This window comes from Pseudomonas sp. TH31 (assembly GCF_016650815.1).
GTDB lineage: Bacteria > Pseudomonadota > Gammaproteobacteria > Pseudomonadales > Pseudomonadaceae > Aquipseudomonas.
In genome coordinates this window covers 1-25507 of sequence record NZ_JAEKEZ010000024.1, presented here as the reverse complement: position 1 = coordinate 25507, position 25507 = coordinate 1, and the positions used below count along the sequence as shown (strand labels likewise).

Here is a 25507-nt window from a genome sequence, read left to right as displayed (position 1 = left end):
AGCAACGCGTGGCTGCTAGTGGGCCGTGAACTTCGCCGACCGTTTCTCGATGAACGCGGTCGTGCCCTCGCGCTTGTCATTGGTCGATGCACATATGGCGAACAGACCGCTCTCCAGCGCAAGACCCTGGGCAAGGGTCATTTCAAGCCCATGGTTTACCGCTTCGAGCGTGAGCCGGGTGGCGATGGGGGCGTTTGCCGCGATCCGATAGAGAATGGCTTCCGCTCGGGCGATCAACTGGTCCGCGTCGACAATCTCGTTGACAAGGCCGATCCTGTACGCTTCGGCTGCATCAATCGTGTCGGCCGTCAGAATCAGTTGCAACGCGCGGCCCTTGCCGACGAGGCGAGGTAGACGCTGCGTGCCGCCAAAGCCGGGAATGACACCGAGCTTCACTTCAGGCTGACCGAATTTCGCATGTGCGGTCGCAAGACGCAGCGTGCAGGCCATCGCCAGCTCGCATCCCCCGCCCAGCGCAAAGCCGTTGACGGCGGCGATGACTGGTTTGCCGAGTTGTTCGACCAGATCGAACGTAAACTGGCCGCTGCTGCTGAACGCTTGTGCTTCTATTGCAGAGACCGACGCGATCTCTGTGATGTCGGCCCCGGCGACGAAGGCCTTGCCGCCTGCGCCGGTAACGATCACACCACGCACGGCGGCATCATCACGCGCGTCTTCCATCACCGAGCGCAATTCGTCAAGCATCGCGTGGCTCAACGCATTCAGCGCCTTCGGACGGTTGAGGGTGACGTAGGCGATCCCCGCCTTCTTTTCGTACAACAGATTTTTCAGTGTCGACATGATCACGATATCCGGTGGTGTGGCAGGAAAGGCCGAGGTCCCGCTTCAGTCTTTGGCCCGCAGTGCGAGTAGGCTGAGCAGCATTTCGTCGCGGCGCGCCGCCAGCTCGCCGGACGAGCGGTTACCCGCCTCTTCGCGCACGCCGGCAATCACTTTCTCGCGCAGCTCGGGCGTGATCGTGGGCGAGCCCAGCGCGCTCCACCATGCGGTCATCGGTCCGGTGAACTGATCGAAGAAATGCTCGATGCCGCCCTGCCCGCCACCAAGATGGAACAGCATGTTCGGGCCCATGATGGCCCAGCGCAGCCCCGGCCCCCAGCACACCGCGGTGTCGGCATCCGCGACATTGACGACGCCTTCCGACACGAGGTAAACCACCTCGCGCCACAACGCCGCCTGCAGGCGGTTGGCGACATGGCCCGGCACTTCCTTGTTCAGACGGATCGTGCGCTTGCCGAGGGCCGTGTAGAAGTTGGTGATACGTTCGATCGTCTGTTCCGAGGTCTTCGCCCCGCCAACGATCTCCACCAGCGGAATCAGGTGCGGCGGGTTGAATGGATGCCCGATCACGCAGCGTTCGGGATGGCGCTCGCAAGCCGACTGGATTTCGCTCATGGTGAGCCCGGACGAACTCGACGAGATCAGCGTATCGGGAGGCAACAGCGCGTCGAGTTGTTTGTAGAGCACCTTCTTGAAGTCGATGCGCTCAGGGCAGTTCTCCTGCACCATATCGACGCCGCTGACTGCGGCCGTCAGGTCGCTCGTGAAGGTGAGCCGTGAGCGTGATGCGCCCGCCGCGAGGCCGAGTGTTTCAAGTGCAGGCCACGCCTGATCAATGTAGGCGCGCAGCCGGTCTTCGGCATCGGGCGCGATGTCCGTTGCGATCACGTCGAGCCCCTTGGCGAGAAACAACGCGGCCCAGCTTGCGCCGATCACGCCGGTACCAACGATGGCGACTCGCTTGGCTTGCTTTGACATATTCACTTCTCCGGAAATAAGGGTACGCGGCTGAGCGGCTTAGCGCGTGCGGTGAGGTTGCATGTAGTCGTGCACGACTTCGCCGTCGCCGAGCGTCAGATCCGTGATTATGTGGATCGCCGACAGCACTTCGAGAACCGGCAGTTGCGACACTGGCGCGAGGCAATGTGGATGCAGTTCCAGCGACGCGGGGCCCGACCATGCGCCCTTCACGACAACGTCCGTCACCTTGTAGCGGACGAGTTCGCAGGTGCGCAGCGAGCCGTCGACGTGCGGCATCATCTTCAGCAGGTAGCCGGGGGCATCAAGCGAGCGGCGCACTTCCTCAAGATCCAGCGCGTTGTACTTGTAGGCCATCGTCCCCGTTGCAATGCGAACACCGCTGTAATCGAGCGTGCCGACGAGCGTGTCGCTGCGTACTTCGAGTTGCGGCTGCGCAAGTGTCTTTGGAAAGCCGAGCAACTCTCGACCCGCAACGATAGCCGGTAGGTTGTCCAAGTACATCGTGTGCGTATAGCTGCCTGCCTGGCCGTCGAGCGTGACGGGAATCACTTGGCCGGACTCCGTGTACGAACCGAGACCCGAGGAGTCCGGCATCTTGATGAACTCGTATTTGACGATCGGTTCCGCGACCTTTAGCGGCGCTGGCACGATGCGCTCGAGCGCGGCCGGATCGGTCCGGTAGGTGATGATGACAAACTCGCGATTCACGAAGCGGAAAGGCGGTTTTGGATAGGATGGCCGTGCGAGCGGCATTGCATAGCCCTGGTCCAGCAATTGTTGTTCGGTCATGGCATTCTCAAATTAGGGAGGTCGGTCCGTGGCGTTCAGGCCTCGTCGTCATGCTTCGAAACCACGCCATTGGAGAAGAGGCCGGTGATTTCGTCATGCCCGAAACCGAGTTCGCGCAGTACGTCATGGCTATGCTCGCCAAGGTGCGGTGCACGTCCCGGAGCCACCTTTGGCACCCCGGCGATCTGCACCGGACTGTTCACCGTGTGCGTCGCACTCTCGCTCGGCTCGGCGAGCGGCACGAAAATGTCGTTCTCGTACATTTGGCGATCGTTGACGATCTCGTCGGCGATCTGTACCACGCCGTAGATCACACGAGCATCGTCGAATGCCTTCTTCCAGTGCGCGAGCGGCTGTGTTGCAAACTGCGCGTCGAGGGTTTCGACTAGCACACCGCTGTTCGCGGCGCGGCCACGCTCGTCGGCAAAGCGCGGATCGTCGAGTAGCCCAGGCATCTGCATGGAGTGCACGAATCCCGGCCAGTCCTTGCTCTGCGGGAGCACTATCAGCAGCCAGCGGTCGTCCGCCGTTCGGTACGGGTTGATCAGTGCGTTGGGCGGCGCCTTGCGGTTGTGGTGGCCATAGAACTTCGCGCCATTGAGGCCGCCCTCAATCCAGGCGGCTGCGGCCCAGGCGCCTTCGGCGATCAGAGACGTGGTAACGTGGCTGCCCTTGCCGGTCTTCTCGCGCCGGTACAGTCCGGTCACAATCGCTGAATAAAGGGTGCTGGCAGTTGCATGGTCACCAATGCCGGGAATGGGGAGTGTCGGAGGGCTGCCCGCATCGCGGGTCACCTGCATGAGTCCGGTGCGAGCCCAGTAGGCGGTTATGTCGAAGCCCGGCTTGTCTGCTTCCGGCCCGTTCGCGCCGTAGCCTGTGATGTCCGCATAGATCAGCCGCGGGTTCAGAGGTGCCACTGCTTCGTAGGTAAGGCCTAGTCTTTCCCTTACCTTCGGCGGAAAGTTGATCACCACGACGTCGGCCCATTGCACCAATCGGGTCAGAACATCTTTCGCCTCAGGTGCCTTCAGGTCCAGCGCGATACTCCGTTTATTCCTGTTGGTTAGTTGCCATGTATAGTTGTGTTCGCTCACGGGGTTCGGCGGCAGCTTATAAAAGTTCCGGTACGGATCGCCAACGCCTGGCGGTTCGACCTTGATGACCGTGGCGCCGAAATCCGAAAGGATGGTCGTTGCTGCGGGACCCGCGATGTAGCTGGAAAAATCGACAACTCTGAGGTCGGAAAACACACTTTCTGGATTTTTCATAGGCACTCGATAGATCAACAGGAACTGAATGAGATCGATCAGGAAATGAGCGATCTAGTCGACACCTGTGTAAGGTATCCGTCGTATCTTCGTCCCGGAATCGTGAAAGCTCCGGATGAATCTGTGACTTTTCACAAGCCGTTGGGCGACGCGCGACAAACCCATGCCGCCGAGATGTCTACAACCAGTCAAACGAGAAGCTAGTGAACGCGATTAGTATTGGAATACCGGCCATCTCGCCGTTGATGCGCGAAAGGCTTGGGGAGATCGCGGAGGGTTCGCCGACGATGACCAGCGGGACGTACACGGCGTTGACCCGTATCGATGGCTACGAAGATCTGTCCCCGGCCGTCAAAAAAGACATCATGGATTCGATAGCATTGTCCGAGCGGTTGTGGTTCGACTTGTTAACAAGCGGGACTTCTCCGTCATCGGAAGATCTGCAAGTGTTCCAGGAATTCGGGCGTCGTCGAGTTCACCAGGGAATCGCGCTGCCGTCGCTGCTACGCGCCTTTCGCATCGGACTGCGTGAAATGTGGAGCGCGTGCGCGCAGATGGGCACGGAGAACGATAATCTACGCGACGAATTGCTGTTCGTTATCTCGCCTTACCTGATGGACTACTTCGACCAGCTGGCACAACTGATCTCTCAGGCTTATCTGGATGAACAGTACAGGCAGGAGCGCTGGCGCGAGTCGTTGCGGTACCAGCTGCACGAGATCATTTTCAACTATTCGGGGGATGACGAGGACTTTCGGGCAACGGCAAAGGCCCTCGGCCTTGACCCGATCGCGTCGCGCATCGCGGTCGCCGTGGAATTGGAGAAATTCGAGCGCAATTCGACGACCTCCGAGGGCCAGCTCGATCGCCTCGTACTGTCGGCAGCGAGGCATATGAGGATGCCACTCGACCATCTTGTCAGCGTGTGGCATCGCGACCGCCTGATCATCTGGGTGCCCTGCGAACACGGCGAGCCGATGCATTTGAGCGACACAAAGACTGCAGAAAACGTTACCGCGTTGGCGCAGTCGACAGCCGGTATCAAGGCTATCGGACTCGGTCTCGCCGGAACCGGTGCAAAGGGGTGGGCGGGCTCCGCCGAAGAAGCGATCCGGGCACTGGACTTCGGACGCAGCGACCATTCAGAGCAGCGGCCGGTACATCGATATTCGGACATCGTGATCGAAGAAAGCGTGCGAAGCACCGATGGTGGATCGCGTTATCTGCTCTCGCTTATGGACCACCTGTCGAACGAACCCGAAATTCTGCTGACGCTCGAAACGTATTTCGCACACAACCAACGACGCAAGGTAACCGCGGGCGCACTAGGTATACATCCGAACACACTCGACTACCGTTTGGAGCGAATCGAAAACTCGCTGAGCGCCGCACTCGACAACGTCGGCTGGATCGCGAAACTCAAGGTTGCGCTTACCCTGCATCAGCAGCGCAGGTAGGAAGCAAGGGGCTACATGCGAAGCACATGCTTCACCATCGTCGCCCGCAACTCAGCGCCTGACCACTTGCACACCCACTTCGACCTTGGCCTTGTCCAGCGGTTTACGGGCTCGGGCAACTGTTGGCCGGGCAGGCAGGATTTTTCGCATCAGGTTCAGGCGGTGAGCGGACCATAAGCCACGCGCTGAAGGCGATTCAAAGTATTGATGGGGAGGGGAGTTCCCAGAAAAATGTAGGTTTTTTCCCTCTTTGATCATTGCTTGGGTTTCAAGTCCCTGGAAGAAAGTATCGAGTATTTTGTCGCTAGATAAGCGAGCACCAACGAAGCAAGCCTACTGAAAATATATCCCTTTTCATTGACCGCCCCCTTCCAGGGCGCGCTTCTTGTGATGATGGCCTTGAGCCATTGTCTCGGCTCTATTATGCTTCCTCGCGTTTTCAGGGACAGCCACCGACAACCCGGTCTTCATTCGCAGACCCTGATGCGATGTTTACCGTTACTCCCCCTTTTGGACATCAAGGATCGACCATGCTCCGTTTGCTTTCTATCTCCCTGTTTGCCCTTGTTCTCACTGGCTGTGCTTCATCAGCCAAGATCGAGAATATGCAGGTCAATCCCGCGCAAGCACAAACCTATGACGTTGCGCTTCGCGACAACATGAAAGTCGATAGCGTTGGCGGCGGTAGCACGACCAACCCGTTGTGGACCTCGCAGATCGAAAGCGCGGACTTCCGTTCGGCGCTTGAGCAATCGTTGAGCAATGCTGGCCTGCTGGGTCAGAACAGCAACGCAAGCTACGCGCTGCGCGCCAATCTGGTGAGTCTCGACCAGCCGCTGTTTGGCCTGAACTTCACCGTCACTTCGATGGTTGAATACAGCCTGGTAGAGAATGCCACGGGCCGGGTGATCTGGACCGACAAGGTCAAGGCCCCCTTCACCGCTGGCGTCGGCGACTCCTTCTTCGGTGTGAAACGCCTACGACTGGCGAACGAAGGCTCGGCGCGGGAGAACATCAATGAACTGCTCAAGCGCTTGGCTGGGTTGAAGCTCGGCGCTGGTCAGGTGTCGCTGGCCCAGTAAGAAAGTGTTTGTCCCCGTTATTTTGGGGGCGAATCCCTATCTCTGCGCCATACATAGAAAAAGCCCCCGTAGCTGAAAAGTTACGGGGGCTTTTTCGTTTTTGGGTTTATGGCTTGGCGCTTTCGCTTGCGGGCGACGGCTGCGCATCCAAACGCCGGGCAATCACATCGAGCAAGTCGTAGCCATCGCGCAGAGGAATACAGCAGAGCTGCGCGAAGTCGCTGAGGATCACAGAGTCGGTGGTGATGTCGCCACGCATCGCGAGATTTTCCAGAGTCCGCGTAACGGCCCGGATTCGATAACCGGCCGTGTCGAGCAGTGCGTGCAAGGGTTGCGAGGTTTTGACGAATAAAGTGGGGAGGTCGTCGGCGTTGCTGGTTAAAGCCATGTAGTCATTCATGAGTAAAGCTCCACTGGACACGCCTTGCGTAATGTGAGCGCTTGGCAAATCCACGTGCCCGATGATCCTGGCCGCAAGTGCGATGGTTTCTACTTGATGAAGGAGGCTGGATGACGATCGCACTGCCCAGTATGATCAGGATGTTCAATGTGCAGGGGCTCCTATGCAGCGTGTCATGATTATTGGCCAACCGGGGTCAGGAAAAAGTACGCTGGCTCGGGAGATGGGCAAGCACACCGGTCTTCCGGTCATCCATATCGACACGATCCATTGGCAACCGGGGTGGGTCGAGCGAAACGCAGATGAGAAAACTCGCCTTTACCACGAGGTCGAGGCTCGCGATCAGTAGATTTTTGAAGGCGGTCATTCGGCCACCTGGGACAACCGTATTGCCAGAGACGATCTCTTAGTATGGATTGATCGGTCGTCGGTACTTCGGTTTTGGCGTGTGCTTCTTAGAACTTTGACCCAACGTGGTAGCCCTCGCCCCGACCTTCCAGAGGATTGCCCAGAGCAGCTAGGGAACCTTCTAGAGTTATTCAACTTCATGTGGACTACCCGTAAATCGGCGCGTGCCAAGCTGAAGCAGCTTGCGGCAACGGTGCCATCAACATGTCGCGTCGTCTGTCTGCGATCCAACCGCCAAACCAGGCAATTTCTGTCGAGTATTGGGGAAGTGCATTGTGTAAAGTCGTCGAGAAAAGTCCAGGTTCAGACAAAACCGCTGCGTGATTGAAGAGAGCTGAGCGCCAAAGTCACGTTGTATTACTCAAGCTGGCACCCACTGATGCGGCAGCAGTTGGTCGATCTCACTCGCTCGCTGCGTCGGCAGCCGCGTCAGCACATCTTTCAGATAGGCATATGGATCATGCCCATTCATGCGCGCCGACTGGATCGAACTCATGATTGCTGCTGCCCGTTTGCCGCTGCGTAACGAGCCAGCAAACAACCAGTTCGAGCGTCCAAGTGCCCACGGCCTTATCTGATTTTCGACCGCATTATTATCTATGGGCACAGCCCCGTCCTCGAGATGTCGAGTCAGTGCCGTCCAGCGTTTTAGGCTGTAATCCAGAGCTTTGGCGATAGCCGACCCTTCGGGCACAAGATCGCGCTGGGCTAACATCCAGGTATGCAGTGCGTCGATAAGGGGCGCCGCTTTTTCCTGGCGTATTCGCCAGCGATTTTCGTCGGTCATTTCCCGCGCTTGCCGTTCAATTTCGTACAACCCGCCAATTGAGTGCAGCGTCTGCTCAGCCAGTTGGCTTTTATTCGTCGCGTGCAAATCAAAAAACTTGCGGCGGACGTGGGCCAGGCAGCCGATTTCGGTGATGCCTTGCTGGAAGCTGGCTTTGTCGCCGGCAAAATCATCGCAAACCAGCTTGCCATTCCACTGGCCCAGAAAGTTGCGTGCATGTTCGCCCGCGCGGCTTGGGCTGAAGTCGTACACCACTGCCTTGAGTGCTGAAAAAGGCGTGGTGCAGTAGGCCCAGACATAAGCGCGATGGGTTTTCTTCTCACCCGGCGCGAGCATCTGTACCGGCGTTTCGTCAGCGTGCATCACACCTTGAGCAAGCACAGTTTCGCGCAGCGCATCGACCAAGGGCTGGAGCTGCACACCGGTTTGGCCGACCCATTGCGCCAGGGTCGAGCGGGCGATAGCCAGGCCGGCGCGGCCAAAGATTTTCTCTTGCCGATACAGCGGCAAATGGTCGGCGAACTTGGCTACCATCACGTGAGCCAGCAGCCCTGCGGTCGGGATGCCCTTGTCGATTACCTGGGACGGAACCGGAGCCTGAGTCAGCGTTTCACATTTGCGGCAGACCCATTTCCCGCGCACATGCTGCTCGACGGTGAACACGCCCGGGTGTAATCCAGCTTCTCGCTGACGTCTTCGCCGATGCGCTGGAGCTGGCAGTCGCAGGCGCACTGGGTGGTGTCAGGTTCGTGATAAATCACGGTACGCGGAAACTGCGCTGGCAAGGAAACACGCTTGGGCTGCTTGCGTGGTTCGGCCGGCGCAGCCGGCGGATTCAATGCCTTCAGCTCGGCTTCAATGGCCGCGATGTCGGTGTCGAGCAGGTCGTCGAGCAGGCTGCCTTGGGCAGGGCTCAGTTGCTCACTGCGCTTGGCAAACTTGTTACGTTTGAATCAGGCGATTTTGTGGGTGAGCTGCTCGATGATGGTTTGGTCGCGGTCGTTCTTCTTGCCCATCCGGTCGACCTGCTGCCCGAGAGAATCAACCTGGGACAGCAACTGCGCCGCGAGGGCGCGCAGTTGGTCAGGGGACATTTGGTCGAGATTGGGCGATGAAGTCATGCCGCGAATTTTGCCAGAGCAAGCCGTTTGCGGCGATAGACCAATGGGCTAATGGCGGGCGTTAACGCAGTGTGATTGCTCCGCCAGCCCCAACGCGTTGCCAAGGCAGACCGAGCACCAAGGCCTGAAGTTGCTCGGTATCCAGCTCCATCTCGCAGCCATTGCGAATACCGGGCCAGTGAAACTTGCCTTGGTTCAACCGGCGAGCAGCCAGCCAGACGCCAATCCCGTCATGCACCAGCACTTTCATACGAGTGGCGCGGCTGTTGGCGAACAGATAAGCACAGTGCGGCTTCGCCGCACCGAACACCGCAATCACCCTGGCCAGCGCCGTTTCAGTGCCGGCACGCATGTCCATGGGCTCGGTGGCGAGCCAGATGGCATCGATGCGAATCATTGAGTAAGTTCATGGACAAAGCGTGCGCAGCCTTCAGGATCGGACGTTGGCCATTTCACCGTGATCGATTGCTCGCTAAACGGCAACTCAATGGTCGCCAACGCTTCCACCTGCCGTTTAGGCGTAGCTTTCAACGGAACGAAAGCCGGCAACGCCGCTGGTAGCTGATCTCGATAAAGCGGTAGCCACTTGCGGATAACGTTGGCATTGATGCCGTGGCTGATGGCAACGCTGGATAAGGTAGCGCCCGGTTGCAGACATTCCTGAACAACCTGGGCTTTGAACGGTTTCGGGTAAGAGCTTCGTTGGCGCATGGAAATCCTGACGTTAAGGGCGATCGCGTCAGATCAAAATACGCGGACACCATCGCCCTTAACTCTGGAGTTCGGAAGGTGTGTTGGCTGGACGCTTACACTGCGGTGTGTAGTTTTTGGGTCTTGCCATGAACCTCACTGACGCCACGCTCGTGCTGCTGCTCGCGGCACGTATCCATGGGACCGCCGAAGCCCTTAGGGCCTCGGCGAAGAGCGTGGTCAAGAAGTTGCCACGCAGTAAACGCGATTTGATCTACAAGGTGATCGACAGTCGGAGTCCGCTCGAGTTGGTGGATTATCTGGCGCAAACCCTGGATACGTAACGGCCTGCTGTGGGTGTGTGCTCCTCTCTTGTTCATTGCGTGAGGGGCCCACGGCGTGATGCCTTCTGTTTTCTGGAGACAGAAAAAAGGGCTCAACTCTCGTGGGCCCTGTGAAGCGATTGCAGCGGTGAGGTAACGATTAAGCTCCATCGTTCATGCATAGCGAATCAACTAGGACAGCTTGCTTCAGTTGCTGCTCCAGGTTGAGCACATACTCCGAGGCGCTTCGGGCGTGACCACTGGCGCGAAAGATCGCGTGTTTGTCAGCCTTGAGCAGGCGGAGCGAGGAGTCGATGTAGCCTTCGTGCCGAAGCTCTTCCTGTATACCGGCGTAGACACATAGAAAAGCAGCACCCATTTCGGAGATTAACTCCTCAAAGGCATATCCTGGCGAGTCGAACGGACAGACTGACGTCCCCCCTCGCGCTGCAACCGAGTGTGATGCCCGGTCCAGTGCGTCAGCTCGTGCAGTGCGGTGGCGTAGTACCCGCCTTCATCGTGAAATGGTGCTTTTGTCGGCAGTTGGATGAGATCCCTGATCGGGTGGTAAAAGGCTTCGTCGTCAGGCCGATGAATCATGCGTGCACCTGAACTTAACAGCAGATTTTCCGCAACACTATTGGCCTGGAAGGGATCGCTTGGTTCCGTTTCGAGCAGGGTTTGATTGAACATCTCGAGCCCCTCCGGTTACTCGATGTGGAACAGAAAATACGTCCTGAGAATGCCGAAGTGAGCGACCTTGGGCTGACCGTTTTCATCGAGTAGGCTTCCCGCGAAACATCTCTACATTGCCTACCTGCTAGAAAATTGCCGGCAGTGGCTGTTTTATTCGGATTTTTTACTCGATGAGGTCATTCCATTTACCCAGCACTGAAGAAATTGCATTTGCTTTATTGATGGCTTCGTCCCAGGCAGATGGGCGGGATCTTATCTCAGGTTGGTTTATCGACAGACCGCGACAATGGATCCAATGTGAAGACCTTTATTTTCGTAATGCGTTCACGCCACCGTTGCAATTTAGCGGGTGTGGGATGGCAAGCTCTTATTTGGTTTGAGGTCGATAACGCATGGTGGCTATCTAGTTAGTAATGATTTGGGGGATTTTTCCCGCAGGTAGGCGAGGCACCGAACGAAAGAGGCAAGAGGCCTTGGTTATTTGGGGCATTCTAGGGGGGCGGTGCGCGATTGTAGGTAGCCGGACCTTCATTGGCCATCGTTTATCTGGTGTGCGGCTTTTTTGCATTTCTCATCTTGCGCGCGCTGGGTGAGTTGGTAATGCATCGGCCTACCAGCGGCAGCTTCGTGTCCTATTCAGCGGAGTTCATGGGTGAAAAGGCGTCCTACGTCGCAGGTTGGATGTACTTTCTGAATTGGGCCATGGCCGGGATTGTCGATATCACCGCAGTGGCGCTGTACATGCAATATGGGGACACTTTCGCTGCGGTGCCGCAATGGGTGTTAGCCCTGGTGGCGCTGGCCATCGTGACCGTGATAAACCTGATTGGCGTCAAGTTGTTCGGTGAAATAGAGTTTTGGTTTGCCTTGATCAAGGTTGCCGCTCTGGCGCTGTTCCTGGTGATCGGTTCGATCATACTCGGCGGCGGAAGCGCGGTGGCCGGTCATCCTACGGGTCTGCACCTGATCACTGATAATGGCGGCTTCTTTCCCCATGGGATGCCGGCGGCTCTCATTTTGGTTCAAGGGGGGCGTATGCCGGTATCGAATTGATCGGCGTTGCCGCGGGAGAATGTCAAGACACTAAAGCCGTACGGCCTAAAACCATTAACAGCGTTATCTTGCGGATTGCGATTTTCTATGTGGGCGCTGTGATTTTGCTGGTATGCCTGTTGCCCTGGACTGCCTATAAAGCAGGCGCAAGTCCGTTTGTTACCTTCTTTGCGGCCCTGGGTGTTCCGGGAGGGGCGGTGATGAACGCGGTCGTGTTGACCGCTTCCTGTCCAGCCTCAATTCGGGGTTGTTCTTGACCGGGTTCGTCCTGCGGGCTTTGGCAGTGGGTGGCTCGGCGCCAACCTTCATGTCGCGCATGAGTGCGCAATCGGTGCCTTACACGGGGATTCTGGTGACCGTTGCCATCTACGTGGTCGGGGTCGTAATGAATTATCTGGTGCCGTCGCAGGTGTTCGAAATTGTGCTTAATATCTCCTCGCAGGGGAGTCATTGTCGTCTGTCAGATGAAGTTACATCATGCCGTAGCGCGTGGGGAGGCACAGGCAGTGTCGTTTAAGATGCCAGGGGCTCCTGTAACTTCATGGCTGGCCTTACTGTTCCTTGTGGGGGGGATGGTCTTTGATTATCCAAACGGAACATTGACCATTGCTGCGATACCTGTTGTGGCTCTGTTATTGATTTGTGGCTGGTATCTGTTGCGTCGTCCCAAGGCTGTAATGATGACCCAGACGATGCCGTCGGCAACGCTGACTCAGAAATTCTTCGAGTAATCCGCAGCTTGTCTCTTCCGTTATAGGGACGGCATGATCTCAAGGTCATGCCGTCCTTTCTTTTTGCATTGCTATTTGGCAGTTCCGTACTGCTCGCTACCTCTTGGTGCATTCTAATGAGTATTAATAGTGCGTTGATGTAAATCGATATGTTTCTCTGGAGGCTTTGTATTACAAGAGCAATAGAAACAGTGAGTAGAAATTTCCCGCTTATAGTGCAGAAACCTCGTGAGGGTTGCCAATTGCACCTTTTTCACTCGCTCCAGAGTTGTGCAAGTTACAACTGGAAGAATCGTTTTAGCGATGGCAGTATTTTATGTCTCATAAATGAAATAAAATGTCGTATTTGTGTCATTATTTGAGCCTTTTTCGTTTTTTATCAGCAGTGACAATACTTGGGCACAGCCCTTGCAAAAGTACATTTAAACCATAATCGGTATGGTTTTCAGCGAAGCAAGATAATGGAGAGCGTTATAAATTGGGCGCCAGAAATAAACTAAAACGGCCAATTATCTGGCGTCGGGAGGCGTCAAGAGAATGCCAGGGTCATGAGGAATATATTTCCGCATGAAACAGGAGGTTGACGACGCACACTGAGGTGTTTAACAGAAACAGTACTCACTCAAACAACGTAAGGCCTCATCTATTTGAAATAGCGAAGTTATAAGAAAATGCCGTCTGTATCGCGGCAAGGAGTAGGGTATGTCCCGAGCTTTTTTTAACGAAATGTATGATGCGAGTGGTGGCTGCCGCCCACATTACCAGGAGTTCGCGCGTTGGTTGGCGGACACACCTCTGGAGTTACTGGATCAACGTCGTCGCGAAGCCGACCTGTTGTTCCACCGAGCCGGCATCACCTTCACCTTATACGGGGACGAGCAAGGCACCGAGCGGTTGATACCGTTCGACATCATTCCACGCAGCATCAAGGCCAGTGAGTGGCAAATGGTCGAGCGTGGCTGCATTCAACGAGTTCAGGCCTTGAACATGTTTCTGGCCGACATTTACCACGGCCAACGCATCCTCAAGGAAGGCATCATCCCGGCCGAACAGGTCCTGGCGAACGAGGGTTATCAGGTCGCCATGCAGGGCCTGAATCTGCACCGCGGCATCTATGCTCATATCGCCGGGGTCGATCTGGTCCGAGATGGCGATGGCAGCTACTACGTACTGGAAGACAATCTGCGTACCCCCAGCGGCGTCAGCTACATGCTCGAAGACCGCAAGATGATGATGCGGTTGTTCCCCGAACTCTTCGCCGCCCAGCGCGTGGCGCCCATTGATCATTACCCAAACCTGCTGCTGGATACCCTCAAGAGCTCCAGTCCTCTGGATAACCCCACAACCGTGGTGCTGACCCCAGGCCGTTTCAACAGCGCCTACTTCGAACATGCGTTCCTGGCCCGAGAGATGGGCGTGGAACTGGTGGAAGGCGCCGATCTGTTTGTACGCGATGATCATGTCTACATGCGCACCACTTCCGGCCCGAAACAGGTGGATGTCATTTATCGCCGTCTCGACGATGCCTTCCTCGATCCGCTGTCATTCAACCCTGACTCCATGCTCGGCGTGCCCGGCCTGATTGCCGCCTATCGTTCGGGCAATGTGGTGCTGGCAAACGCCGTCGGCACCGGCGTGGCTGACGACAAATCGATCTATCCCTACGTAGGGGACATGATCCGCTTCTACCTCGACGAGGAACCGATCCTCAAGAACGTACCGACCTGGCAATGTCGCAAACCGGAAGAGTTGTCCCATGTGCTGGCCAACTTGCCCGAGTTGGTGGTCAAGGAAACCCAAGGCTCCGGCGGCTACGGCATGCTGGTCGGACCGGCGGCCACGGCGGCGGAAATCGAGGACTTCCGCGCCCGACTCAAGGCTCGCCCTGAAGCCTATATCGCCCAACCAACGCTGTGCCTGTCGACATGCCCGACCTTTGTCGAAAACGGTATCGCCCCCGTCACATCGACCTGCGCCCGTTTGTATTGTCGGGCAGCGAAACCCGTCTGGTGCCTGGCGGCTTGACCCGCGTGGCATTGCGCGAAGGCTCGCTGGTGGTGAACTCGTCCCAGGGCGGCGGCACCAAAGACACTTGGGTAGTGGAGGACTAAGACATGCTTTCAACAACCGCTTCGGACCTCTACTGGATGTCCCGCTACCTGGAGCGCGCCGAAAACCTGGCGCGCATGCTCGAAGTCAGTTACTCGCTGTCGCTGATGCCCCAGGCCGGGCGCAGTGATGGACGTGCCGAGCTGGCGATGTCGTTGCTGGCCGCCGGCACGCTGGACGACTACAACGAACGCTACGGCGAACTCAACACCGAGCGCATGCTGCACTTTTTCGCGCTGGATGAAACCAACCCTGGCAGCATCTATTGCTGTTTGCAGGCGGCGCGGGCCAATGCGCACGTGGTGCGCGGCCGTATCACCGCCGACATGTGGGAGAACATCAACGCCACGTGGCTGGAGATGCGCAACATCGCCAGCAACGGTCTGGCGCGATATGGCATCAGCCATTTCTGCGAGTGGGTCAAGGAGCGCTCGCACCTGTTTCGCGGGGCGACCTCGGGCACCATCATGCGCAACGATGCCTACTGCTTCATACGCCTGGGGACCTTCCTCGAGCGCGCCGACAACACCCTGCGCTTGCTGGACGCGCGCTACGAAATGTTCGGTGAAGAGTCGGAGGAGGTCAGTGATAACTCAGCTCGCGGCTACTACCAGTGGAGCGCCTTGCTGCGGGCTTTGTCGTCCTTCGAAGCGTTCAACGAGATTTATCGCAATGCGCCGGGCGCCGAGCAGGTCTCCGAGATGCTGCTATTGCGCGGCGATGTGCCGCGCTCGCTGCACGCCTGTATCGAAGAGCTGGACCATATCCTCGCGAGCCTACCGGGCAGTAACGGGCGGGCGGCCCAGCGTCTGGCCGCCGAACTGAATGCACGGCTACGCTACACCGGTATCGACGAGATTCTCGGCTTGGGTCTGCACCTGTGGCTGGCTGATTTCATCTCCCAGGTTCGCCATCTTGGCCAGACCGTCCACGAATCCTATCTGGAGGTCGTATGAAACTGTCCATACGCCACGACACCACCTACAGCTATGCCGATGAAGTCTGCACCAGCATCCAGTTCCTGCGTCTGACGCCGCAGAACAGTGATCGCCAGCGCATCCTGGAATGGCACCTGGAATTGCCGCGCCTGGTCCGTAGCCAGTTCGATCCTTACGGCAACATCCTGCATGTATTGACGATGGACGAGCCTCACGGAGCTTTGGTGCTGACGGCTTATGGTCAGGTGGAAATCGATCCGGATCGTGAGCAGGAGCGCGACAGCCAATCGCCTTTGCCGTTTTTGCGCACCAGTCACCTGACCAAAGCGGACGCTGCCTTGAACGCCTTCGCCGTGCAGCGCTGCGGTATGCGGCGCGATCGGACGGCGCTGATCGACTTGATGAATGGCCTGGCCGACCACATGGTCTACAACCCGGGCGCGACCACCGTGGACACCACGGCAGCCGAGGCTTTTGCGGGAGGAACCGGGGTCTGTCAGGACCACACCCACGCCTTCCTGGCCTGCGCCCGCGGCCTGGGAATTCCTGCGCGTTACGTCTCCGGTTACCTGTGCACGGAAGATGTCAACCATTTGGCTAGTCATGCCTGGGCTGAAGCGTGGCTGGACGATGGCTGGTACAGCTTTGATGTCACCAACCGCCTGGCTCGGCCCGAACGTCATTTGAAGTTGGCTGTTGGCCTTGACTACCTCGACGCCTGCCCGGTACGCGGCATGCGTCGTGGGGGCGGGGCCGAGTCGATGTTGGCGCGGGTACAGGTGACGTCCATGTTTCAGGTTCAGCACCAGTAGCCCTAGTTCACAACTGCAACCGTTACCGGCCGTACCGTTATGAAACGGTACGGTCGTTCATCCCAAATTCACGAGTTAGCGCAAATGACTTATTGCGTCGCTATGCATCTGGCCGACGGGCTGGTGTTCATCTCCGATTCACGGACCAATGCCGGTATCGATCAGATTTCAACGTTCCGAAAGTTGTTCATTTTCAGCACGCCGGGCGAGCGGCTGATCGTGTTGCAAACCGCGGGCAACCTGGCGACCTCGCAATCGGTGGTCAACCTGCTCAAGCAGCGTTCCACGGGGCGGGGACCACACTTGTTGAATGTCCGGACACTCTATGACGCCACCGTGCTGGTGGCTGAAACCGTTCGCGAAGTTGTCGCCCGGGATCGAACCAAGTTGGCTGGCAAAACCGACTTGAGTTGCTCTTTTTTGGTTGGCGGGCAGATCGCGGACGGGCCGATGGATGTGTACAGCATCTACCCGCAAGGTAACTTCATTCAGGCGACAGAGGACACGCCTTTCCTGCAATTGGGTGAAAGCAAGTACGGCCGGCCGATACTCGATCGCAATCTGACGTATCGCACATCACTGGAAGAGGGGCTGCGCTGTGGGCTGATCTCGTTTGACTCGACCATGCGCAGCAACTTGTCGGTGGGCATGCCGCTGGATCTGTTGGTGTACAGGAAAGACAGTTTTACCTGTGCGAATAGTTATCGCATCACGGCCGACGATCCGTACTTCATGCGTATCCGCATGCAGTGGGCTGCTGGACTGCACGAAATGCTTGCCGCATTGCCTGAACCGCCTGACGCCTACATGACAGCAGCCACCCATGGAAACTAGCAGGTCACGCCAACGAGTACTGATGACCTAACCAGTACGAGCTCAATGGTAAAAACTCGAAATAAGGACTGCTCGAAATGGGGGAAAGCCGTGAACATCGCACTACTTGGATTCGGCACCGTGGGGTGTTCGACAGCCCCAAATTTCGTAGCTACAGTAAGAAATTGCGTTTGGTCGAAATCGATCTCGCCTGAAGAGGGGATTTGAGCCAACTGTCAACTTCTGGCGCGAAAGCGGCCTATTGCACGCCATCAAACGCAATCTTCATATTTCGGTCGAGCTATTTGATTTGGGCGGGAGAAGGGGGGCGGAGTGGTAGGGGCGGAAATGACCGAAAAGATGCGGAAACAATCCAAAAATGGCGCAACAGAATTTGCGTACCCCAGAAACGACAAAGCCCTGAAATAATCAGGGCTTTGTCGTTTAATGTGGCGGAGGCGATGGGGTTCGAACCCTTATCAAAGGTTTCCCCCTATATCTTCAGATTTCGACACTACGCTGATCGCTTTCCTGTCCACGCCAAGCTAACAAAATCAAGGCTTCCAGGTAAGTACCCCTTCCGAGCTCAAGTGTGCATCTGGCGGCATACTTGAGGTGCTATTAGAGAGCTAGCCCTTCTAAGAGAGGCAGATAAATCTCTCTGAAAACTCAGCCATCTCCGTCAGCGCCTGAGCCTGGTCAGGTGTTGGACTAGCCCTTGCAATATCGGGTATCAACGCCTTGGAAAATTGAAGTGGTTGCCGAGAGCCGAGCTCCCACGTTGCTATGCTTGTAGGCAATTGCAAAGTAGAGAAGCGACGTTTCGTGCTCAGGCCTATCTCTAGTCGTGATGGTAGGCATGGCTGAGCTATTCGACGATCTGAAACTGTGTTTTAACTACCATCACAGCGTCCTGACGCGCTCCCTTCGCCAGCCGGTAATGCTCGAGTTATTCTAGCGGTTAAATGCAGCACATCTCATCGACGCATTTATCAGACAGCTTCACAGATCCCCCCTTGACAAGGAGGGGGGCTCCATTTTTTTACGCTTGGGCGATCTCCACGGTCTTGCCTGCGCCAATCATCGATAGCTCGTCGCCCAGGTATCTTCGTCCAGATCGAGTGCCAGAGGAAGGTCATTAGCATGGGGGTGCAGTCAGAATTGCGTTGAGCGATGGCAGGGCGCGGAGCAAGAGGGGCTGTCTTGGGGCACCTGTACGGTCGAGGTTAACCCGGCGGTCTTTCACCGTTTAGTTGCGTTGAATATATATTTATTTTTGCCTGCGGATTCCACGCCATCCGGACAGCGCAGCGACGTAGGTTTGCATTGTTAGTCTGAAGTCCCCATCGCCGCCAATTTCGTCGAACGCCTGCGCATTGATTCACCCTTGAGTTCGATGCGGTAAACCGGTGTCGCCATGCAGGTTGCTGGCGCGAGTCATCCCACTGGTTACGCCTCTGTTCTACTTGTCCACAACCGGCGCAGCCTTCGGGGGCTGAGATTCGCCTCTTCACCGCGAGCGTTTGGTTCCCAAGTGGCAGTTGAATAATCACTGATGCTTCGGGCTGGCGCTTTGGTTCAATTTTCAAAGGTATGAAGGCAGGTCTCCTCAGTAACTCTCCCACGATAACAGCACGCAGGGTAGCATCGCATCAGATCCTGCATGCCCTAGAAGCAGCGACCGCCTCGGTTTGCCTCGTCGTAGACGGTTAATTCCCAAACAGGGAAATGACGTGCTACTGATTGCTGATTGGGCTGTTGAACTGATCAGAATAATTGCCTCCCATGAGCAAGGATGCCACTCGATCCGAACCTATTCCACTTCGGGAGTATGCAAGACGAGCAGCGCCGACGTGATCTCCGCCGTCCGCCGCGAGCGACTTGGCTCCGACATGTCGTATCAGGCGTCAGGAGGCGCGTCGTGCTGACCATTTCTTATGGAGAACATTGCGAGGATATCGTCGGGATCGAGTCGCGGTCGTCGTCTTCCCGACGATTTTTCAGAGGACGTGAAGCGTGCAGCGTTTGATTACTATGAACCGCGTACGGTGCATGAATGAGTTACGGCCCGCATGCTGTCATCGCCGCGCATCTGGGCAAGACGCAAATCAGTGCCGATTTCATTTCCCGTGCCAGCCGTTACAACTTGGATTTCACTCCGGTCGACGAATACAGCAATGGGCTGCATCTTTCTGCCTATGCCGGAGCCTGGCAGGGATTGGTGGAAGGGCTGTCGGGGCTTGATATCGGGTCGGGCCAACTGGCCTTCCGCCCGAGGTTGCCCGCGCACTGGGATGCCTACCATTTCACCCTGCAGTTCCGAGGCCGGCGACTGCGGGTTTCCGTACTCGGTGACGATGAGCTGGAGATCCGCCAGGGCGATCGGCAGTTGGCGACCGAGCGCCGACAGGATGGACAAATATGCCTCAGGGAAGTAGTCGAAGTGCTCATGCAGCGTTTTCAGAAGCTGTTTGATGATTGAAGGAAATGGCTTTTCATCAATCAGAGTGGCTAGATCGTTAAGCGATTTGAAACCCTTCGGCAGGCTGATGCCGACTTCCAGGAGCGCGGCATGGATCCGATTAGCGGTAGCTGTCCGATCTTTGATAAATGAATCGCGTACCGAGTTGAGCATGGCCAGCGCTTGCTGTGCTTCAGTTTTTGGAGCGACAAAGCGCATGGCTGAACGGGTGGCAGCCTCGCAAATGGCCTCGGCATCAGCGAAGTCATTTTTGTTGCTTTTCACATAAGGGCGCACGTGCTGGGGGGGCAATAAGTTTTGGCGTATGCCCGAAACTTTGAACCTCTCGCGCCATGAAGTGCGCACCGCCGCAGGCCTCCATCGCTATCGTGCAAGGCTCAAGGCTCGCCAAGTGTTTGCTAAGCGCTTCGCGGTTGAATTTCTTGTGATACAGCTCAAGACCCCGATCATCCTGTGCATGCAGATGAAAACAGTGTTTTCCGAGGTCAATGGCCGCGATAGCTACGTTGTTCATGGCAATGGTCTCCGATAGGTACCCTGTGAAAGCTTAGTGGGCGATCACAGGGTAGGCTGGGGGAAACCATTTCATTAGTGGATGTGTTAACCCATAGCGATTTGGTAGCGCCCGATCTGCAGGAGCTGCCGAAGGCTGCGATCTTTTGATATTGATGTTGTGTTTCTGGAGGTCCGCATGGCCGCTTACAACCTGCGACAGCTTCGCTATTTCGTCACCACCGCCGATTGCGGCAGCGTGGCGCAGGCTTCGCGCAAGCTCTATATCGCCCAGCCGTCGGTGTCGACGGCGATCAAGCACCTGGAAGAAAGCTTCGGCGTACAGCTGTTTATCCGGCATCACGCCCAGGGTGTTTCTCTGACACCGAGCGGGTCGCGGTTTTACCGCAAGGCGCTGGAGTTGCTGCGGGTCGCGCACGAGTTTGAGCAAAATGCGCTGGCGGACAACGACGTGGTGGCGGGGCAGATCGATATTGGCTGTTTCGAAACGGTGGCGCCGCTGTACCTGCCGCGCCTGATCGCCGGTTTCAAGGAGCGCTGGCCCGGCGTGCAAATCCGTATTCGCGACGGCGAGCAGCAGGAGTTGGTGCATGCACTGACCGCCGGCAGCATCGACATGGCGATGCTGTTTGAACACGATCTGGACAGCACGATCGAGACCGTTGCGCTGATGCCGGCGCAGCAGCCTTACGCGTTGCTGCCAGCCGATCACCGTTTTGCGCAACAGGCAAAAGTGTCGCTGGACGACCTGGTGCTGGAGCCGATGATTCTGCTCGACGTGGTGCCGAGTCGAACCTACTTCGTCAGTATCTTCGAAGAGCGCGGGCTGACGCCGCACATCGTGTTCAGCTCGCCTTCAATCGAGATGGTGCGCGGGATGGTCGGGCGAGGTTTCGGCTTTTCGATTCTGGTGACCAAGCCGTTTTCACCCTACACCTACGACGGCCAGAAAGTGGTATGCGTACCGCTGGTGCAAACCGTGACCGGCTCCGGATTATCGGCGGCATGGTTGAAAAGGTCGCCGCTGACCAAACCGGTGCAGTTGTTCGTGGATTATTGCCAGGAAGAACTGGCCCGACTCTAATACCTGAGCGTCGGGCCAATCCTCAGCCGCAGATCGATAGCAGCATCCGTTGCAGCATGGCGTCGCAGCGGTTCAGTTGCTCGACGCTGACAAACTCGTCCGGTTTGTGGCCTTGATCCATGCTGCCGGGACCGCAAACCACTGTTGCAATCCCGGCCGCATCAAACAGGCCACCCTCGGTGCCGAACGCCACTGTGCCGAACTCCCGAGAGCCCGAAAATGCTGCGATCAACTCAGCGGCTTCGCTGTGCGCATCGGTCGCCAAACCGGGGTACGCCGACAACTCGCTGAAGCGGATGTCACTCTGCTTACTCACGGCGCGCATGCGCGGCAAGACTTGCTGCTCGGCGTAGGCTTTCAGCTCCTGCGCGACATCGCTTGGGTCGTAGGCGGGCAGGGCGCGGATTTCAAAGTCGAAACGGCAATCGGCGGGAACGATGTTCAAGGCCTTGCCGCCGCCAATCACTCCGGTTTGCACGGTGCTGAACGGCGGATCGAAGCGCGCGTCGTGGCGCTCGGGGGCCTTGAGCCGTTGGCCGATACGCCCGAGCTCTCCGATCAGTTCGGCGGCGTATTCGATGGCATTAACCCCGAGCGGCGCATACGCCGAATGGCAGGCTTCACCGTGAATGTCGCAGCGCATCGCCAGTTTGCCTTTGTGGCCGAGCACTGGCTTGAGCTCGGTCGGCTCGCCGATGATGCAGAGCATCGGCTTGACCGGGCGCTGCTCCAGCACTTTGAGTAATGAGCGGACGCCGAGGCAGCCGACTTCTTCATCGTACGAAAGCGCGATGTGCACCGGCAGCCGCAGTGGGGCCTGCACCAACGATGGCACCAGGGCGAGTACGCAAGCGATGTAGCCTTTCATGTCCGCGGTGCCGCGACCGTACAGCTTGCCGTCGCGCTCGGTGAGTTCGAATGGCGCTACGGTCCACGGTTGGCCATCGACGGGCACCACGTCGGTGTGCCCCGACAGCACGATACCCGGTCGATCCGCCGGGCCAATGGTCGCGAACAGATTGGCCTTGCTGCGTGGCTCGTTGTAGACCAGTTCACAGGGCACATCGAAGCTGGCGAGGTAGTCGCGGACAAACTCGATGAGGTGCAGGTTGGATTCGCGGCTGGTGGTGTCGAACCCCACCAGCGTTTTCAGCAAATCGCGACTGTGGCTCATCGGTCGTCTCCGGCGACGCCGTAACCAGGGGATTTGTCGGGGGCAAGGGCGCGGTCGATGTAGTCCTGAACCTGTGGGCGGTAGGCGTCCCACAAATGTTCCAGCTGGCCGATGGGGTCTTCATCGGCCCAATCGACTACGCAGGTTGATGATTGGCCAGGTCAGTTCGCCGACTACCACCAGCGCCGCCGAATGCACCGGCCCGGCTTCACCGCCCGCCACGATGGCGGCTTGCATTGCCGCCAGCAAGCGATCGGCCAGTTGACCTTCGCCCTGTTCGAATGCCCGGACCATCGCCTCGACCACTGAGCGATCCGCCAGCATGTTGCCGGCCGCGACGCATTGCTCGCCGCAGACTGCGTTGTGGTTGCCGAGGGTTTGCGAACCACTGAAGTGCGCGGTGCGGCCGCGGTGGTCAATGGCGGTGATCTGGCGATATTGGCTGTAGCCGTTGCGGGTCAGGACTTTGTCCAACGCCTCGGCAGGCGCGAGGCCTTGTTCAATCAGGGCGAGGGTTTCCGGGCCAAGTGACGGCAGGGTGATGTTTTGTGTGGAGACGGCGCCAACGCCGGGCAGCAGCCACGGGCAGCGGGCGCCGACGGCGATGCTGGAGGAACTGATGGCGATGCCGAGCTGACCGGTTTCGGGACAGCGGGCGGCGATGGAGAAGGTCATGGGTTTTGCTCCTTGTCTGGCCTTGGAGAAATGGGTGTTTGTGCGGACGCCTTCGCGAGCAAGCTTCGCTCCTACAGGAGATCGATGAGCGACGACTCCCCCTGTAGGAGCAAAGCTTGCTCGCGAAGGCCGTAACTCGGTCTACCTGCGTTACTCAGGAATCACCGCAATCACATCAATTTCCATTAGCCACTGTGGTTGCCCCAACGCCGACACCACCAACCCGGTCGAAATCGGAAACACCCCTTTCAACCACTTGCCCACCTCCTGATAAACGGGCTCGCGGTAACGCGGATCGATCAGGTAAGTGGTGGTTTTCACGATGTGGCTAAGGTCGCTGCCAGCCTCTTCCAGCAACTGTTTAACGTTGCGCATGGCTTGCTCGGTTTGCGCCCGCGGGTCACCGAGGCCGACCAGTTGGCCCTCGAAATCGGTCCCGACCTGGCCGCGAACATAAACGGTGTTACCCGCCCGCACGGCTTGGCACAGGTCATTGTCCAGGCTCTGGTTCGGGTAGGTTTCTTTGGTGTTGAACATGCGAATACGGGTATGGGTTGGCGTGGACATGTGCAGCTCCTTGACAGAATTCGACGTGGCGCGCTTAAGCGCTGACCGTGGTTTTATGGGCGAGCAGGGCGGCTTGGGCTTCGCGTTGCTCGGCATCGCGGTAGTCGAGGTACGAACGCTGGATGCCGATGTGATCAGCCACGTACTTGGCGTCGTGCCAAACCCCCAGATAAACGAAGAACCGCGCCGTGACTGCCACGGCAGGCCCAGGAAATACACGCCCGGCTCGCTCGACACGCCGCGCTGATGTTTTGGTTTGCCGTTGTCGTCGAAGGCATCGACCTTCAGCCAGCTGTAATCGGTGGCGAAACCGGTGGCCCAGATGATCGAGGTCACGCCGGCCAGGGTCAGGTCGAGTTCCAGAATCGGCTGGGTCACGCAGTCCGGATCCGGGAAGGTGATGCGGGCTTCAGGCTCTTGCGGCAGGTCCAGGCCATTGCGCTCGATGTAGGCGTCCGCCGCATTGAGCAGCGCCAGATAGTTCTCATCGCCGCGTGCCAGGTTGTCGGCCAGATTGGGTTGGAAAGTCGCCACGGCGCCATTGAACGATTGAGTCAGGCCGACCAGCGTCATGCCGCGATGGGCCAGGCCACGGAAGTCCACCGTGCGACCGCCGTGCGCACCGCTGACCGCGATGGTCACGTGTTCCCGGCCGGGTTTCATCGCCGCTTGATCCCACTCACCGAGCACGCCCAGCCACCAGCAGAAATCACGGTTGCGATAGGCGCGAGGAGGGCGGTCATGGGCCCCGACCGAGAGATAAACCTTTTGCCGGAACGCTGCAGTTCATCGGCAATCTGTACTCCCGACGACCCGGCGCCCACCACCAGCACCGCGCCTTCAGGCATCTGCTGCGGATTGCGGTACTCGGCGGAGTGGATCTGGGTGAATGGCGCGTCTTTCGGCGCAATCGGCGGGATCACCGGACGTTGGAACGGCCCGGTGGCAGCGACCACGCGGCTGGCTTCGATCACACCCTCGGAGGTTTCAATGGTGAAACCGGGCCGACCGATGTTGCGCTCGACCTTCAGCACGTCGACACCCGTTCGAATCGGCGCCTTGAACTTCCTGGCATAGGCTTCGAAATAGTCGGCCACCCGCTCTTTAGGGGCAAAGCCGTCGGGGCTGACGTCGTCGAATTCAAGGCCCGGAACCGATCGTGCCAGGCCGGACCATTGGCCACCAACGAATCCCAACGGCCGGTGCGCCAGCGCTCGGCAATGCGGTTGCGCTCGAGCACCAGGTGCGGCACACCGAGTTTGCTCAAGTGCTCACTCATGGCCACGCCAGCCTGACCGGCGCCGACAATCAAGGTGTCTGTTTTTATTGTTTCTGTGGTCATCTCTCTACCCTTCGAAGTGGGAGTCAGGTCGGTTATGGCCTGCCATCTCTTGGGCTCAAGACTAGGGATCACCTTGGTATCGGTAAAATATTATTAAGCTGGGAACTGAGCATAAATAACGGAGGCAGAGCGTACGGTTCAGGATTGAAAAGGTTTAAAGCGAGATAGTGAGCCATGAACAAACACGTACTCAGCGACACCTATCGCGCCTATATCGACGGCCTCAACCGACAGGACTGGCCAGCCCTGAGTCAACTCGTCGATGAAAACGTGCACTACAACGGCCTGCGCGTTGGGCTGTCCGGCTACCGGGCGATGCTGGAACGCGATTTTCGCTCGATCCCCGATCTGCGCTTTGTGATCGACCGTCTTATAACCGACCCGCCGCAAATGGCGGCCAGGCTGTGCTTC

At 57.7% G+C, this 25507-nt stretch carries 19 protein-coding genes and 8 pseudogenes; 13 read left to right on the top strand and 14 right to left on the bottom strand.

What is annotated here, in order from left to right; translation table 11 throughout:
* Nucleotides 1-15: 15 nt before the first annotated feature.
* From JFV26_RS17505 to JFV26_RS17490, 4 genes are read right to left on the bottom strand one after another with little or no spacing between them, the layout of a single operon-like run.
* On the bottom strand, nucleotides 16-801 hold the full coding sequence (locus tag JFV26_RS17505; protein WP_201194276.1) for an enoyl-CoA hydratase-related protein: 786 nt from the start codon (nucleotides 799-801) through the stop codon (nucleotides 16-18).
* 45 nt (nucleotides 802-846) lie between these two features.
* Nucleotides 847-1779, bottom strand: a complete 933-nt coding sequence (locus tag JFV26_RS17500; protein WP_201194274.1) for a 3-hydroxyacyl-CoA dehydrogenase NAD-binding domain-containing protein — start codon at nucleotides 1777-1779, stop codon at nucleotides 847-849.
* 39 nt (nucleotides 1780-1818) lie between these two features.
* On the bottom strand, nucleotides 1819-2571 hold the full coding sequence (locus JFV26_RS17495) for an acetoacetate decarboxylase (protein WP_201194272.1): 753 nt from the start codon (nucleotides 2569-2571) through the stop codon (nucleotides 1819-1821).
* A gap of 35 nt (nucleotides 2572-2606) precedes the next feature.
* Nucleotides 2607-3839 carry a CaiB/BaiF CoA transferase family protein gene (locus tag JFV26_RS17490; RefSeq protein ID WP_201194270.1) on the bottom strand — a complete coding sequence of 411 codons (1233 nt, stop codon included), beginning with the start codon at nucleotides 3837-3839 and terminating at the stop codon, nucleotides 2607-2609.
* A gap of 203 nt (nucleotides 3840-4042) precedes the next feature.
* Between JFV26_RS17490 and JFV26_RS17485 the strand changes: the two genes are divergently transcribed.
* Together JFV26_RS17485 and JFV26_RS17480 are read left to right on the top strand one after the other, a co-directional pair.
* Nucleotides 4043-5296 (top strand): helix-turn-helix domain-containing protein, encoded by a 1254-nt coding sequence (locus JFV26_RS17485; RefSeq protein WP_201194268.1) that lies wholly within the window; start codon nucleotides 4043-4045, stop codon nucleotides 5294-5296.
* 530 nt (nucleotides 5297-5826) lie between these two features.
* A complete protein-coding gene (locus JFV26_RS17480) occupies nucleotides 5827-6378 on the top strand; it encodes a hypothetical protein (RefSeq protein WP_201194267.1) in 552 nt (183 codons plus the stop codon).
* Between the two features lie 106 nt (nucleotides 6379-6484).
* Here JFV26_RS17480 and JFV26_RS17475 read toward each other — a convergent pair whose 3' ends face one another.
* On the bottom strand, nucleotides 6485-6778 hold the full coding sequence (locus JFV26_RS17475; protein WP_201194266.1) for a short-chain dehydrogenase: 294 nt from the start codon (nucleotides 6776-6778) through the stop codon (nucleotides 6485-6487).
* Nucleotides 6779-6941: 163 nt separating this feature from the next.
* On the opposite strand from JFV26_RS17475, the pseudogene JFV26_RS17470 reads away from it, so the two are divergent.
* Nucleotides 6942-7514: pseudogene (locus JFV26_RS17470) on the top strand (AAA family ATPase).
* A gap of 33 nt (nucleotides 7515-7547) precedes the next feature.
* Here JFV26_RS17470 and tnpC read toward each other — a convergent pair.
* The 3 genes and pseudogenes from tnpC to tnpA all read right to left on the bottom strand — a co-directional run bounded on the left by tnpC (nucleotide 7548) and on the right by tnpA (nucleotide 9805).
* Nucleotides 7548-9094, bottom strand: a pseudogene (gene tnpC / locus JFV26_RS17465) (IS66 family transposase).
* 61 nt (nucleotides 9095-9155) lie between these two features.
* On the bottom strand, nucleotides 9156-9491 hold the full coding sequence (gene tnpB, locus JFV26_RS33655) for an IS66 family insertion sequence element accessory protein TnpB (protein ID WP_242487855.1): 336 nt from the start codon (nucleotides 9489-9491) through the stop codon (nucleotides 9156-9158).
* On the bottom strand, nucleotides 9488-9805 hold the full coding sequence (gene tnpA / locus JFV26_RS17455) for an IS66-like element accessory protein TnpA (protein WP_201194265.1): 318 nt from the start codon (nucleotides 9803-9805) through the stop codon (nucleotides 9488-9490). Before tnpA ends, tnpB begins: the two co-directional genes overlap by 4 nt.
* Nucleotides 9806-9933: 128 nt before the next feature.
* On the opposite strand from tnpA, the gene JFV26_RS17450 reads away from it, so the two are divergent.
* The gene (locus JFV26_RS17450) at nucleotides 9934-10128 is read left to right on the top strand and encodes a DUF7740 domain-containing protein (protein ID WP_201194264.1); all 195 of its coding nucleotides are present in this window, start codon (nucleotides 9934-9936) and stop codon (nucleotides 10126-10128) included.
* Nucleotides 10129-10267: 139 nt separating this feature from the next.
* On the opposite strand, the pseudogene JFV26_RS34470 reads toward JFV26_RS17450, so the two are convergent.
* Nucleotides 10268-10893: pseudogene (locus JFV26_RS34470) on the bottom strand (zincin-like metallopeptidase domain-containing protein); the annotation flags it as partial.
* Nucleotides 10894-11334: 441 nt separating this feature from the next.
* On the opposite strand from JFV26_RS34470, the gene JFV26_RS34195 reads away from it, so the two are divergent.
* From JFV26_RS34195 to JFV26_RS17420, 7 genes and pseudogenes are all read left to right on the top strand, one after another.
* Nucleotides 11335-11856 (top strand): amino acid permease, encoded by a 522-nt coding sequence (locus tag JFV26_RS34195; RefSeq protein WP_274610355.1) that lies wholly within the window; start codon nucleotides 11335-11337, stop codon nucleotides 11854-11856.
* Nucleotides 11853-12373, top strand: a pseudogene (locus JFV26_RS34190) (hypothetical protein). Before JFV26_RS34195 ends, JFV26_RS34190 begins: the two are co-directional and overlap by 4 nt.
* Nucleotides 12363-12587, top strand: coding sequence for a hypothetical protein (locus tag JFV26_RS33650; protein ID WP_242487854.1), 225 nt, complete (start codon nucleotides 12363-12365; stop codon nucleotides 12585-12587). Before JFV26_RS34190 ends, JFV26_RS33650 begins: the two are co-directional and overlap by 11 nt.
* 702 nt (nucleotides 12588-13289) lie before the next feature.
* Nucleotides 13290-14698: pseudogene (locus JFV26_RS17435) on the top strand (circularly permuted type 2 ATP-grasp protein).
* Nucleotides 14699-14701: 3 nt separating this feature from the next.
* Complete coding sequence (locus JFV26_RS17430; protein WP_201194262.1) at nucleotides 14702-15652, top strand: alpha-E domain-containing protein; 951 nt, start codon at nucleotides 14702-14704, stop codon at nucleotides 15650-15652.
* Nucleotides 15649-16446 (top strand): transglutaminase family protein, encoded by a 798-nt coding sequence (locus JFV26_RS17425; RefSeq protein ID WP_201194261.1) that lies wholly within the window; start codon nucleotides 15649-15651, stop codon nucleotides 16444-16446. The genes JFV26_RS17430 and JFV26_RS17425 overlap by 4 nt, the downstream gene beginning before the upstream one ends.
* A gap of 84 nt (nucleotides 16447-16530) precedes the next feature.
* Nucleotides 16531-17280 carry a proteasome-type protease gene (locus tag JFV26_RS17420; protein WP_201194260.1) on the top strand — a complete coding sequence of 250 codons (750 nt, stop codon included), beginning with the start codon at nucleotides 16531-16533 and terminating at the stop codon, nucleotides 17278-17280.
* Between the two features lie 2413 nt (nucleotides 17281-19693).
* Here JFV26_RS17420 and JFV26_RS17405 read toward each other — a convergent pair.
* Nucleotides 19694-20255, bottom strand: a pseudogene (locus JFV26_RS17405) (IS110 family transposase); the annotation flags it as partial.
* Between the two features lie 177 nt (nucleotides 20256-20432).
* Between JFV26_RS17405 and JFV26_RS17400 the strand changes: the two are divergent.
* Nucleotides 20433-21338, top strand: a complete 906-nt coding sequence (locus JFV26_RS17400) for a LysR family transcriptional regulator (RefSeq protein ID WP_201194259.1) — start codon at nucleotides 20433-20435, stop codon at nucleotides 21336-21338.
* Between the two features lie 22 nt (nucleotides 21339-21360).
* On the opposite strand, the gene argE is transcribed toward JFV26_RS17400, so the two are convergent.
* From argE to JFV26_RS17380, 4 genes and pseudogenes are all read right to left on the bottom strand, one after another.
* Complete coding sequence (gene argE, locus JFV26_RS17395) at nucleotides 21361-22512, bottom strand: acetylornithine deacetylase (RefSeq protein WP_201194258.1); 1152 nt, start codon at nucleotides 22510-22512, stop codon at nucleotides 21361-21363.
* Nucleotides 22509-23187 (bottom strand): annotated as a pseudogene (locus tag JFV26_RS17390) (DUF1028 domain-containing protein). The gene argE and the pseudogene JFV26_RS17390 overlap by 4 nt, the downstream one beginning before the upstream one ends.
* Nucleotides 23188-23337: 150 nt before the next feature.
* Nucleotides 23338-23754, bottom strand: coding sequence for a RidA family protein (locus tag JFV26_RS17385; protein ID WP_201194257.1), 417 nt, complete (start codon nucleotides 23752-23754; stop codon nucleotides 23338-23340).
* Between the two features lie 34 nt (nucleotides 23755-23788).
* A pseudogene (locus JFV26_RS17380) lies at nucleotides 23789-25132 on the bottom strand (flavin-containing monooxygenase).
* Nucleotides 25133-25270: 138 nt separating this feature from the next.
* Between JFV26_RS17380 and JFV26_RS17375 the strand changes: the two are divergent.
* Nucleotides 25271-25507 (top strand): ester cyclase (locus JFV26_RS17375; protein WP_201194256.1); only part of this gene is annotated, 237 nt, incomplete at its 3' end.